This is a genomic window from Arthrobacter bussei (assembly GCF_009377195.2).
Taxonomy (GTDB): domain Bacteria; phylum Actinomycetota; class Actinomycetes; order Actinomycetales; family Micrococcaceae; genus Arthrobacter_D; species Arthrobacter_D bussei.
On the sequence record NZ_VJXX01000001.1, the window covers coordinates 300,362 to 312,440 of the forward strand.

Here is a 12,079-nt window from a genome sequence, read left to right on the forward strand (position 1 = left end):
AGTGGGATGACGTGGGGTTCGACGGCTCCGGACAGGGCCGTCCGGGACCGGCAGTGGTGCCGATGACGGGCTCAGGAGGGACCGGGGCCCGCCGCGACGGACGGCGGCCGGGACGCCGTGCCGTCCGCCGTCGCACGGTCGGCGTCGAGGGAGTCGTCCCGGCCCGGATGCTCCCGCCCGCCCGCCGGTGCGGGCCGAGGCAGCACCTGCGGACCCGTGTACCGATAGAGCCGCGGCGGCCGGTTCCGCCCGCCCTGCAGGACCTCTTCCGTCGGCGCGATGTCCTTCGCGGACCGGAACTGGCGTCGGAAATTGGCGGGGTCGAGGTCCCGTCCGAGCACCGCCTCGTACACGCCGCGGAGCTGCGCGAGCGTGAACCGCTCACCGAGGAAGTGGTAGGCCACCGAGCCGTACTCGATCTTTCCGCGCAGGCGGCCGAGCGCATACGCCACGATCTCGTCGTGGTCGAAGGCGAGCCCCTCGACGTCGTCGGCGCGGAACCACTGCACGTTCCGGGACGCCCTGGTGAGGTCGGCCTGGTCCGGTCGGACGAGCGCCCAGTAGACGATCGACACCAGTCGCTGAGTCGCCGCCCGGTCCAGCCCGCCGAAGGCGTAGAGCTGTTCGAGGTAGGTGGGCTCGAGGTCGGTCGTGTCCCGCAGGTTCCGGGCTGCCGCGTCCTGCAGCGACTCCGTCCCGCCGAGGGGACCGCCTGGGAGGGCCCACTTGCCGAGGTGCGGCTGGCGGATGCGGCGTACCAGGGGCAGCCAGATCTCGGGTCGCTGCGACTCGCCCCCGGGCCGGAGCGCGAAGATCACCGTCGAGATCGCGACCGATGGCGCCTGGGACTGCCGTTCCGACACGTTCGCCGAGCTGTGCATGGGCCTCCTTCGCCGGGCTCCGATGGATCAGAAGTTAAGGTCAGAATGACTATAACTCATTTACCCGCGATGGGAGGGCTGCCGTGCGCGCCGCTTCCTGCGGCGCGGCGCGCCCGGTTGCCCTGGCCGGGAGAAGTGTCTAAAGTCACAGTCGTCGGCCTTTCGGGGCCGCGCGGCGGGGATGTGTTCAAGGACGCACATATCTCTGCCGCCCTTACGATGAACTGATGGATCACCACTCAGTACACGCCGTCGAAGGTATCGACCCGCGCCTGTCCATCACCCGCAGCGACGCTCCGCACCCCCTGCCCCTGCCGCCCGTCGTCCTGCTGCACGGCTTCGGGTCGTCGTCGCAGCGGAACTGGGTGGACACGGGATGGGTGCGTGTCCTGAACGATGCCGGCCGCTCGGCGATCATGATCGACCTCCCCGCGCACGGCGACAGTGCCGCTCCCGGGGATGCGGGCGCGTACGCGCCGAGCCGCATGCGCGCGGACATCCTGCAGGCACTCTTCGACGAACGCATCCTCCCGCTCGAGCCGGACTCCGCGACATCGGGCGTGGACGTGATCGGCTACTCCCTCGGCTCCCGTCTGGCCTGGGAACTCGGCGCCACCCAGCCCGAGATGATCCGCCGCATGGTCCTTGGCGGACCGGGCACGGCGGATCCGCTCGCCGACTTCGATCTGCCCGGAGCGGAACGGTCCCTGGCCGGCGGCCCTCCCTCCGCGGATCCGACGACGGCGGACCTCCTCCGCATGGCCCACGCCGTACCGCACCACGATCTGCCCTCCCTGCTCGCGATGGTGTCCGCCATCAAGACCGAGCCCTTCACGCCGGACTCGGCCGTGCCGAGAATGCCCGTGCTCCTGGTGGCCGGGGACCAGGACGACTACGCCGCCGGCATCGCCGACCTCGAACGGTGGGCGCCCGACGCCCGGACCGTGCGCGTCGCGGGCAGGAACCACACCAGCACCATCACCGCCCGGCAGTTCAAGGACGCTGCGGTCGACTTCCTCTCCTGAGGTCCCCCGGTGACGGTTCGGTAAAGCCGCGCCGTCCCCGGGTCCGGCACGTTGCCCCGCCGCTATACTGTGAACTGGTCAGCAGCCTTACTGTGAGGCACGGCGCGGACCGATCACCACAATCTGTCGCGGGAGGACACCCATGGATGTGCTCCTTGCCGACCGCTACCAGACCACCGATCTTCTCGGAGTCGGCGGGGCGGCCTCCGTCTACCGGGCGGTGGACAGGAACCTCGGCCGCGATGTGGCCGTCAAGATCTTCAACCCGACGACGTCGGACGACGACAGCTACCGCCGCCAGCACACCGAGACCATGCTGCTCTCGACGCTGAACCATCCCGGTCTCGTGACCCTGCACGACGCCGGCATCCACGAGGACGAGGACGGCCGGGCGACGGGCTTCCTCGTCATGGAGCTCGTCGACGGCGAGGACCTGCGACACCTGCTCAGGCGGGGTCCGATCCCCGCCGTCGACGTCGCGCAGTTGGGCGCCGACCTGGCCGATGCGCTGGCGTACATCCACTCGGAGGGCGTCGTGCACCGGGACGTGAAGCCGGCGAACATCCTCATGTTCCACAGCGGTGACAACAGCACGCGCCTGTACGCGAAGCTGACGGACTTCGGGATCGCGCGCATGGTCGAGGCGACCATGGCGACGGCCGTGGGCGCCACGATCGGCACGGCGAACTACCTCAGTCCCGAGCAGGCGAAGGGTGACGCACTCGACGAACGGAGCGACATCTACTCCCTCGGGCTCGTGCTGCTCGAGTGCCTCACCGGGGAGAAGGCGTTCCCCGGGCCCGTGGTGGAGGCCGCGCTGGCCCGGCTCCTCCGTGACCCCGACGTGCCCGCAGCCCTCGGCCCTGAGTGGGGCGATCTGCTGCGCAGCATGACGGCGCGGGATCCGGGGCTGCGGCCGTACGCCCATGACGTCGCCCTGCAGCTACGCGTGTTCGCGGACGACCATGTCGAGCCGGCGGCGGATGCGCAGCGGCGGGGCGCCCTCGCCGGGGGTGTACAGGATCACCTGCTGCAGGACGTGCTACCCCACGACAGCGGATCGTCGGACGTCTCCACGGGAGGCGTCAGCACGGGTGGCCTCATCACCGGGGGCATCCTCACCGGCAACATCAGGATTCCCGAGCCGCCCGGTAGGGCACCCAGCATCAGCTGAACCGTTCGAGGTCCCGCACATGACGAACACCCCGCCGAATGCTCGGTGGGGTGTTCGTCGTAAATGATCGGGGAACCGGGCCGACATTCCGTCGTCAGGCCTGGAGCGGGCCCCGCGCCGTCACGGCGGTGTCAGGCTCCGTCGCCCTCGTCCTCCTCGGGCTCGAAGTGGCTGGCCTCCTCCGTGGCCCCGGCCGCCACGCCGTCCTCGCCCGAGGGGATGGTGCCCTCCGGGCCCTCGCCGCCGGTGTCGGCCTGATCGTGGTCCTGGTGCTCGGTACCGTCGGTACTCATGCGTCCTCCTGCATCTCGGGTGTCCTTCGATCCTAGGGGTGGCGGGAGCCGATGGACAGCCGATTGATGATCCGGGCGGGTGGACCGCGGTGATGACCCTGCTGTCAGGCGCCGCGGACGCGACGGAGGGTGATGGCCGAGGCGATGCCGAGCAGCAGCAGGACGGCAGCGGCGAGCGCCGGGACGAGCGCCGCGCCGGCAGCTCCGCCGGCTTCGGCGAGAGTGCCGGCCAGCGCTGATCCGAGGGCGGTCCCCGCCACGATGCCGCTCGCCAGGAAGGTCATGACCGTTCCCAGGCGGTGCGCTGGAGCCACGGCCGATCCGATCGAGAAGATGGTCACCATGGTCGGCCCGACGAAAAGGCCGAGGACCAGGAGGACCAGGACCATCGCGCCGATCGAGGCGGGGACGACGAGCGCGGCTGCGGCTGCGGTCATGGCGAGTGCGGCGGCGGTCCAGCGGGCGGTGTGGCGGAACCGTCGGGACCAGTAGGCCACGGACAGGGCGGCCACGGCGGAGCTCAGCCCCATGACCGCGTACAGCAGGCCGGACGATTCTGCAGCCCCGAACTGGCCGGTGAACGCCGTGAGGAACGTCTGGGTGGAGCCGAAGAACGTCCCCATGGCGATCATGCCCGCGACGGGGATCAGCACGAGCCACGCGCCGGCGGGCGCACGGTCGGTCTCCTCCCGCGCGTCGGACCCGTGAGACCGGACGGGATCCTGCCCCACGGCGACCGTGCCCGTGGACGGTCCAGTCTCTGTCGCCTGCTGTCCGTCGACGCTCCGTGGGGCGTCCCTCCGGGCATCGCTGAAGGCTACCGTCCGGTGCACGGCGAAGGCGCTGACCAGGGTGAGCGTCAGGACCGCCGCAAGAGCGAGCGGTAGCCAGGGTGCGATGAGGGACGCGAGCAGCCCCACGAGTGCCGGCCCGAGGACGAAGGTGAGTTCGTCGGCCGTGCCCTCGTAGGACAGAGCGGTGTCCAGCGACGAGCGGGGACCGCGCCGGGTCATGGCCATCCACCGGACGCGCGCGAGCGGACCGATCTGCGGGCAGGTGAAGCCCATCGCCAAGGAGGAGAGGAGCACGAGGACGAGTCCCGAGCCGGTGAAGCCGGAACTGGTCATCGTCACCACCAGCAGACCGATGATGGCCAGGGTGTTCAGCACCGCCGAGGCGAGCAGGACCGTCCGCTGCCCACGACGGTCGGCGAGGTACCCCAGGAGGGGCGCACCCGTCGCGGATCCGAGACCCACGGCCCCGGCCGCGAAGCCTCCGGCTGCGTAGGAACCGCTGGCCGTGGTCACGAGCGTCAGTGCGCCGACCGTGAGCATCGCGAGCGGGAGTCGCGCGAACAGGCCGATGACGAGGAAGGACGAGCCCGCGAGCTGCGGGAGGACACCGAAGCGGCCGAGTCTGGACCGGTGGCCCGGTGTGACCTCAGGTGGCGTGCTCGGGGTCGGCGAAGGGGTCGGCGATGCCGGGGTGGGGTTCTTGTACATCTGCTTTCCGGGGTGCGTGAAGTGCGCATCGTCCCCCCTCCCGATGCGCCCGACCCGGTAACAGCTCGATTTTACACGCTGACGGGCTGCTCCACGAAGCGGAGGCTCGACCCCTGCCGACCCTTCACCACCTGCAGCTGGGCGCTCACGCGCTGCTTCAACTCGGGCACGTGGCTGACGAGCCCGACGACGCGGCCACCGCTGCGCAGCCCTTCCAGGGCGTCCATCACCTGCTCCAGGGCCTGGTCGTCGAGCGAGCCGAACCCCTCGTCGACGAACAGCGTCTCGATGTCGAGTCCTCCGGCTTCCTGCTGCACCACGTCGGCGAGGCCGAGCGCGAGGGCGAGGGACGCCATGAAGGATTCTCCGCCCGAGAGGGTCGAGGTGTCCCGCCTGTTCCCCGTCCAGCCGTCGATGACGTTCAGCCCGAGTCCTGACCGCTTGTTCCCGGCCGTCGCGTCGCTGTGGACGAGCTGGTAGCGGCCGTCCGACATCTCGAGCAACCGTTCGGTGGCCGCTGCCGCTACCTGCTCCAGGCGCGACGCGAGCACGTAGGTGGCGAGCGACATCTTGTACAGATTGTCCCCGCCCCCTCGGGCGGTCTCGGCGATCGAGGAGGTGAGCTGCGCCCGCTCGCGCAGCGGGGAGATCCGCTCCTCGATCCGGGCCAGCTGCCGCGCGTACGCTTCGAGCTGCGCGACGGAGTGGCCGAGGACCTCTGCCGTGATACCCGCCCGGTGGGTCCGGGTCCGGAGTTCCACCGCGGCGGAGTGGGCCGCCCGTTCGTCCTCCTCGGTGGGGGCCGAAAGGCCGTCCGTCTCGTCCCGGAGGCCCTGCCTGATCTCGTCGTCCTCCCACGCAGCGTCGAGCCGGTGACCCTGCACCTCGTGATCCGCGACCGACGTACGGGTGCGAGCGAGCAGCGCGTCCGGCATCAGTGCCGCCCGAGCCTCCCCCGCATCGTCGAAGGCCGTACCGGACAGCGCGGCGAGGAGCCGCGCCAGGCTGTCCTCGAGCATCGCGCCGGCACGGTCGAAGCCCTCGGCGGCACGAAGGACCTCGTCGAGGTCGCGTGCGGCGCTCTCCACCTCCGCGATCCGGTCCGCGAGCGACGCCGCCCCGGCCCGGAGTTCGTCGATCCGGCGCGAGAGCAGGAGGTCCTGGTCCGCCAGCGAGCCCTGCCGGGCCTCGGCATCACTGCGTTCGGCACGCCCCACGTCCTGGCGGACCCGGAGCCGCTCCTCCTCCTCGGCCGCGAGCGCCACGCGCTCCTCGACCGATGCGCATTCGGCATGCGCCGTCTCCGCCTCCTGCAGCCTGACGCGCGCGGCGAGGACGGCGGCCTCGACGTCGTCCGCACTCCGATCGCCTCCACGCGCGGCGAGGTCCGCGATCTCGAGTCGGACGGCGTCCCGTACGCCCCTCGCGTCGTGCAGCGCACCCTCGGCCTCCGCCTGCCTGCGGCGGGCTTCCTGCTCCTGTCCGAGGGTGACCCGGTCACCGCCGGGTGAGGCGACGGGCGCGGGATGCTCCGGGCTCCCGCAGACCGGGCACGGTTCGCCGTCCTCCAGGCGCTCCGCGAGCTCCTCTGCCGACTGTTCGAGCCGCAGGCGCAGCAGGTCGAGCCACTGCTCCTTGAGGTCGAGGAAGGACTCGGACGCGTGCAGGTACGCACTGTCGGCCCGTCTGCCCCGCTCCTCCGCCGCTCCGAACTGCTCGACCACCCGTCCCACTGCTTCCACCGCGACCAGTTCCGCGCGGAGGTGCGCGAGGCCGTCGGCAGCCCTGCGCAGCGGTCCCAGGCGTTCGATGTCCTCCGCCCGCCGACGCCGGAGGGCATCGAGCTCCCTGTCGACGGCGTCCAGCTTCGCGTCGAGGTCGGCCATCTTGTTCTGCAGGCCGACGAGATCGCGACGCACCTCCTGGCGTCGCCGCTCGTCCGGCAGCGCCGCCTTCAGGACGGCGGACGCGGCCGACGCCACCTCGAACGCCGCCGACACCCGGGCGCGGTCCTCCTCGGACGCGGCCCCGCCGAGCACCACGTCGGCGTCCAGATAATCGGCCACCACGGCATTGGCGCGGGCTCGTTCGATTGCCGCGTCCTGTCCCAGGCGGGCCAGGTCCGCTGCGGACGCGGCGTCATCGGCGAGGTCGAGGACGCTGCCGAGCCCGCGGGCCTCGTCGTGGCGTCGCAGGGCGTCGACGGACTGTGCGACCTCCTCGGCCCTCCCCTCGTGCTCCGTCCGCTGGGCACGGAGCCGCGCGAGTGCCGCCGAGCGGCTCCGCCGCCGGGATACGGCCGCGAGGGCACCGTCGGCCAGCGCACTGCCCTCCGCCAGCTCCGTGCTCTCGGCCGCGGCTTCCTCCCACCGCGCCCGCACGGCCTCGGTGAGTCCATGGATCCCCGTGGCGGGATCAGGAGCAGGGGGCGACGCCCCGGCGGGCACCGTCACGGTCTCCTCGATCCCGATCCCGTGCCGCTGGGCCTCGTCCACGGCTCTCAGGTAGACGTGCCGCTGGTTCGCCTGTTCCTCCTCGAGCGCCCGGGCGGAGCGTTGGCTCTCCTCGAGGAACAACCGTTCGAGGTCCTCGAACCGCGTGGTGGAGAACAGGCGCTGCAGGAGCTCTCGTCGGGGCTTCGCGTCAGCGCGGAGGAACGCCGCGAATTCCCCCTGGGGCAGCATCACCACCTTCGTGAACTGCTCCTTGTCCATGCCGAGGAGCTGATGCAGCTCGAGCCCCGCCTCGTCGTTGCGCGCGGACTTCTGGACCCAGTCGCCGCCGACGCGCTCGCTGAGCAGCGTCCTCGCCTGCTCGGTCGTGGTGCCGCTCCCACGGCGCGCGGGCCGCTCCCAGGACGGTGACCGCACCACCCGGAAGCGTCGGTCGCCGACCGAGAACTCGAGGCACACCTCGGGCGCCACCGACTCCGCGGCGTGGTCGCTCCGGAGCCGCTTGGCTGCCTGCCTGGCGCCGGGCACGGACCCGTACAGCGCGAAGCACACCGCGTCCAGGACGCTGGACTTGCCGGCGCCGGTCGGTCCGTTGAGCAGGAACAGGCCCTGATCCGACAGGGCGTCGAAATCGACGTACTGACGGTCGGCGAACGGCCCGAACGCCTGGATCTCGAGGAGATGGAGCCTCATGGCACGCCCCTACTTCTCGTACGCGCCGCTGAGGGCGGCGTCGACGGTGGTGCGGACCAGGGTGCGCTCCTCTGCCGACACCGACCGGCCCCGGACATGGTCGAGGAAACCGCAGCAGACCTCGGCGTCGTCCCGAGCCTCGGCGATCCGCTGGCTGTAGGTGCGGTGGTCCGTCCTCTCGCCGCCCTCGGGCTCGAAGGCCAGGACGAGCGTGTCCGGGAAACGTGTGCGCAGGCGCTCCATGGCGCGGGCGGGCCGCTCGGCATCGGTGAGCGTCACGTGGCAGTAGGCCGCTTCGGCCCACTCGAGGCCGTCTCGGCCCAGCAGGTCGTCGAGGGTGCCGCGCAGCACCGCCAGGTCGCGGGGTGCCGGCCACTGGACCGCGCGGACCTCGCCGACGCCGTCCCGTGTCACGTCGATCAGCCACGCGCCCTTCGCCTGATGCGCCTCCGAGAAGGAGTAGGCGAGCGGTGAGCCCGAATAGCGGACCGTCTCCGAGAGCTTCTGCCGGCCATGCAGGTGCCCGAGTGCGGCATAACCGAACCCGTCGAACAGCGCCAGGGGCACCGAGCCGAGGCCGCCGATGGCGAGGTCCCTCTCGCTGTCGGATCCCGCACCCCCTGCGGCGAAGGTGTGCGCCATGACGACGGAGACGATGCGCCGGCCCTCCGACCGCTGGGCGATGTCCGCGCGGATGCGGTCCAGGGCCGCCGTGGTGACAGCCGTGTGGGTGCTGGACCCTGCTCCGAGGGCGTCGGCGACGACGCGCGGTTCGAGATACGGAACGCCGTAGACGGCGAGGTCGGTGTCCTCCCCGAGCCGCCGCAGCACCGGGACGGCGACGTCGTCGATCCGCGTGCGGAGGTGCACGCCGCCGCGTGCCAGGATGCGGCCGCCGAAGCCGAGGCGGGTCGCCGAATCGTGGTTGCCGCTGCTGACCACGACCTCCGCGCCCGCGACCGTCAGCCGATCCAGGGCGTCGTCGAAGAGCGCGACGACGTCGACGGCGGGCAGCGCGCGGTCGTACACGTCCCCGGCGACGAGGACCATCTCCACGCCTTCCTCGCGCACCGTCTTCTCGAGGTTGTCGATGAAGATCCGCTGCGCGTCGAGGGTCCCGGTGCCGTGGAACGAACGCCCGAGATGCCAGTCCGAGGTGTGGAGGATCTTCATGATTTTCACGCTACCGCTGCTCGCCGACATTCACCGGATCGTGCGCGGCGGGCCGCCGTGAACCGCTCAGCGCGTAGGCCCGGAGGAGCGTGGCGAGGCACTGTCCGGGCCCTCGTCCGCGGCGTCGAAGAAGGTCGCGGCGTCGTTTCGGCCGGAGTGGTTGTCCTGTGCCGGGATCGCGGCGGCGTCGGCCGGCCTGGCAGTCTCGGTCGTCCCTGCAGTCTCGGTAGTCTCGGCGGCCTCGGTCGTCCCGGCAGTCCCGGAGGTCCCGGCGGGCCCGGCGGTCCCGGCAGTCCCGGCGGTCCCGGCGGTGGCAGGGATAGCAGCGGCATCAGGGGTATCAACGGCATCGCGGGCATCAGCGGTACCAGCTGATCCGGGGGACCTGCCTGCGGTGATCGATGGGGAGCCCCAGGCGTCGGTACTCCGGATGACCAGCCCGGCGATCACTCCGCCGATGACCGGCGCCGCCCAGAACAGCCAGAGCTGCTCGAGCGCCCACGGGTCCGCGAAGATCGCCGACGCCGTGGCACGGACGGGATTCAGGGCGCCGTTGGTCACGGGCAGGAGGAACGAGAGCAGCCCGGCGACGGTGAGTCCGACGGCGAACGGCGCGAGGTCGCGACGTGCGCGGCGGGAGCCCGCCCCGAGGAAGACGGCGACGAGCAGTGCGGTGGCCACGACCTCCAGCAGGAAGGCACTCGTCAGCGGGAACTGCGCCGGCGAGTGCTCCCCGAAACCGTTGGACGCCGAGCTGAAGAAGGTCCGGATGCCGGTGAGCTGTGCGTTCGCGCCGAGGGCGAGCCACACCAGGCCCGAGGCAGCCACGGCGCCGATCACCTGCGCGAGGACGTAGGGGGCGACCGATCCCCACCTCAGGCGACCGGCGATCGCCGAGCCGAAGGTGATCGCCGGGTTGAAGTGCCCGCCGGAGACATGGCCGAAGGCGATCATGGCCGCGACGACGGCGAAGCCGAACACGAGCGACGGCTGGATGGAGGTCTCGGTCGCCAGCATGGTGGCCCCGAGGCCTGCGAGGATCACGAAGAACGAGCCGATGCCCTCGGCCACGGACCGGGCGAGGAGGCCGGGCGCCCGGAGCTCGCCGTCACGCCACGAGCCACCCTCCGAGCCGTTCCCCCTGCCCTGCGCCGAGCTGTCCCCGATGCCCTGCTCGGTGCTCTGAGCGGAGGCGCGCGACTCCGGGTCGGGCGCGATGCTGTGCTGCGTCATGGGGTCGTCATCCTTCGGTCGGACGTGCTGGGAGACCACCCGGGAGGAGGACCGGGCCGCCGACGAGCTTTCCATCCTAGTCTGGGCGGCTGCTGGGAGCAGGTCCGCCTGCCGGGTGCCGGGCCCTCGCCGGTCTCCCTAGACTGATCAGGTGACCACAGATGACGCCGCTTCAGCCACCCCGACCGATCTCACGCCGGAGGTGGCGGGCGCCGGAGGCCCGGCCGCCACGTACGAGGACCGCGTCCTCGGGTGCCTGCTGGGCATCATGGCCGGTGACGCCTACGGTGTGCTGGCAACGGTCGGCGACGACCCGACCGGGGCGCTGGGTGATCCGGCTGATCTCGCGGTCTCCGACGCCACGCAGCTGACCCTGTACACGGTGGACGGTCTCGTGGACGCACTCGAGTGGGCGAACGACGGCGTCGCAGCCGACGAGACGGCATGCCTCTGGCTCGCGTACCTGCGCTGGCTCACGTGCCAGGGCGAACACCTGCCCGCCAACGCGCCCGCGCCGCCCGGCCGATGGATCGACGCGCAGGAGGACCTCCTTCCCGTCCACGAGCCCGACGGCGACACGGTGCGTGCCCTGCTCACGGGCGAGATGGGCACGCGGTCACGACCGGTCAACCCCCAGGCGGAAGGGGCCGGAGCGCTGATGCGTTCGGCACCGTTCGGCCTCGTCCCGCGCATCCCCGAGAGCATGGTGGAACGGCTGACGGTGGATGCCGCGGCGCTCACGCACGGGTCCGCCGCGGCCCGGGGCACGGCGGCCCTCTTCAGCGGGATCATCCGGGCGCTCGCCATCGACGGGCTCTCCCTGGCCGAGGCACTCCGTCTCGTCCGGGGTGAGGAGCAGGATCTCGCGCGCGGAGCGGCGCACGACGCCGGCGCGACCGGAGTGCCGAGCGGTTCGACGGCGCCGGTCCCCCTGACTGGTGAGGCCGACCGGCCCGGCGCCCGGCGCGGGGCCGCGGGAGACGCGGCGACCACCGGGGACGCGGGAGACGGCAGGGTCGCCGCCGCAGCCGTGGCAGCCACGACGGCGGACGCGACGACGACGGGTAGCCGCGCGGAGAGCACGACGGCGGCCGGCACGTTCGAGGCGGCGCTCCAGGCGGTTCTCGAAGGGGTGGACGAGGCGGCATCCCCGCGCGACCAGCTCGCGGCTGCGCTGGCGCATGCAGCGGCGGCGGGACGACCCGACGCCTCCTCGACGATCGCCGCGTCCCTCGCGGGCGGGATGATCGGCGCACTCCACGGGACGGCCGCCCTGCCCACCGGCTACCTCGACGCCCCGGGCGTGGCCGCCGTCGTTCGCGGCATGGCCCGGGCACTGCTCTCCGCGACCACGGGCTCCTGACTCACAGGGGTCCACCACACCGGACGATCCGCGGCATGGCCCGGGCACTGCCCTCCGCGACCACGGCCCCTGACTCGCAGGGGTCCACACCGGACGGTCCCGCGGTATGGCCGCGGGCACTGCCCTCCGCCACCACGGGCTCCTGACTCACAGGGGTCCACGCCGGAGGAGGCGCCGCGTGGCCCGGGCACTGCCCTCCGCCACCACGGGCTCCTGACTCACAGGGGCCACACCGGAGGAGGAGCCGCGGGACCCACGCCGGAGGAAGAGCCGCGGGCCCGGACCGGCA

Annotated in this window: 9 protein-coding genes; 3 read left to right on the plus strand and 6 right to left on the minus strand. The window is 72.0% G+C overall.

Features of this window, described 5'->3' with window-relative positions; translation table 11 throughout:
- Window positions 1-71 precede the first annotated feature (71 nt).
- Window positions 72-881 (minus strand): NUDIX hydrolase, encoded by an 810-nt coding sequence (locus FNH21_RS01450; RefSeq protein ID WP_152811765.1) that lies wholly within the window; start codon window positions 879-881, stop codon window positions 72-74.
- Between the two features lie 227 nt (window positions 882-1,108).
- Between FNH21_RS01450 and FNH21_RS01455 the strand changes: the two genes are divergently transcribed.
- Both FNH21_RS01455 and FNH21_RS01460 read left to right on the plus strand, forming a co-directional pair.
- Window positions 1,109-1,906 carry an alpha/beta fold hydrolase gene (locus FNH21_RS01455; protein WP_152811767.1) on the plus strand — a complete coding sequence of 266 codons (798 nt, stop codon included), beginning with the start codon at window positions 1,109-1,111 and terminating at the stop codon, window positions 1,904-1,906.
- 142 nt (window positions 1,907-2,048) lie between these two features.
- Window positions 2,049-3,080: a serine/threonine-protein kinase gene (locus tag FNH21_RS01460; RefSeq protein WP_152811769.1), complete on the plus strand. Its 1,032-nt coding sequence runs from the start codon at window positions 2,049-2,051 to the stop codon at window positions 3,078-3,080.
- 131 nt (window positions 3,081-3,211) lie between these two features.
- Here the strand turns inward: FNH21_RS01460 and FNH21_RS01465 are convergent, their stop codons facing one another.
- From FNH21_RS01465 to FNH21_RS01485, 5 genes are all read right to left on the minus strand, one after another.
- On the minus strand, window positions 3,212-3,373 hold the full coding sequence (locus FNH21_RS01465; protein WP_191931501.1) for a hypothetical protein: 162 nt from the start codon (window positions 3,371-3,373) through the stop codon (window positions 3,212-3,214).
- 104 nt (window positions 3,374-3,477) lie between these two features.
- Window positions 3,478-4,875, minus strand: a complete 1,398-nt coding sequence (locus tag FNH21_RS01470; protein WP_152811771.1) for an MFS transporter — start codon at window positions 4,873-4,875, stop codon at window positions 3,478-3,480.
- 71 nt (window positions 4,876-4,946) lie between these two features.
- Window positions 4,947-8,021 (minus strand): AAA family ATPase, encoded by a 3,075-nt coding sequence (locus FNH21_RS01475; RefSeq protein WP_152811773.1) that lies wholly within the window; start codon window positions 8,019-8,021, stop codon window positions 4,947-4,949.
- Between the two features lie 9 nt (window positions 8,022-8,030).
- Window positions 8,031-9,194 carry an exonuclease SbcCD subunit D gene (locus FNH21_RS01480; RefSeq protein WP_152811775.1) on the minus strand — a complete coding sequence of 388 codons (1,164 nt, stop codon included), beginning with the start codon at window positions 9,192-9,194 and terminating at the stop codon, window positions 8,031-8,033.
- A 66-nt stretch (window positions 9,195-9,260) separates the two neighbouring features.
- Window positions 9,261-10,427 carry an aquaporin gene (locus tag FNH21_RS01485; protein WP_191931502.1) on the minus strand — a complete coding sequence of 389 codons (1,167 nt, stop codon included), beginning with the start codon at window positions 10,425-10,427 and terminating at the stop codon, window positions 9,261-9,263.
- 151 nt (window positions 10,428-10,578) lie between these two features.
- On the opposite strand from FNH21_RS01485, the gene FNH21_RS01490 reads away from it, so the two are divergent.
- Window positions 10,579-11,790, plus strand: a complete 1,212-nt coding sequence (locus FNH21_RS01490; protein ID WP_152811779.1) for an ADP-ribosylglycohydrolase family protein — start codon at window positions 10,579-10,581, stop codon at window positions 11,788-11,790.
- The last annotated feature ends 289 nt before the right edge of the window (window positions 11,791-12,079 follow it).

Bases quoted from the DNA above. Each gene is read 5' to 3' on its own strand.
- FNH21_RS01450 (WP_152811765.1), bottom strand. From the start codon at position 881: ATGCACAGCTCGGCGAACGTGTCGGAACGGCAGTCCCAGGCGCCATCG.
- FNH21_RS01455 (WP_152811767.1), top strand. From the start codon at position 1,109: ATGGATCACCACTCAGTACACGCCGTCGAAGGTATCGACCCGCGCCTG.
- FNH21_RS01460 (WP_152811769.1), top strand. From the start codon at position 2,049: ATGGATGTGCTCCTTGCCGACCGCTACCAGACCACCGATCTTCTCGGA.
- FNH21_RS01465 (WP_191931501.1), bottom strand. From the start codon at position 3,373: ATGAGTACCGACGGTACCGAGCACCAGGACCACGATCAGGCCGACACC.
- FNH21_RS01470 (WP_152811771.1), bottom strand. From the start codon at position 4,875: ATGTACAAGAACCCCACCCCGGCATCGCCGACCCCTTCGCCGACCCCG.
- FNH21_RS01475 (WP_152811773.1), bottom strand. From the start codon at position 8,021: ATGAGGCTCCATCTCCTCGAGATCCAGGCGTTCGGGCCGTTCGCCGAC.
- FNH21_RS01480 (WP_152811775.1), bottom strand. From the start codon at position 9,194: ATGAAGATCCTCCACACCTCGGACTGGCATCTCGGGCGTTCGTTCCAC.
- FNH21_RS01485 (WP_191931502.1), bottom strand. From the start codon at position 10,427: ATGACGCAGCACAGCATCGCGCCCGACCCGGAGTCGCGCGCCTCCGCT.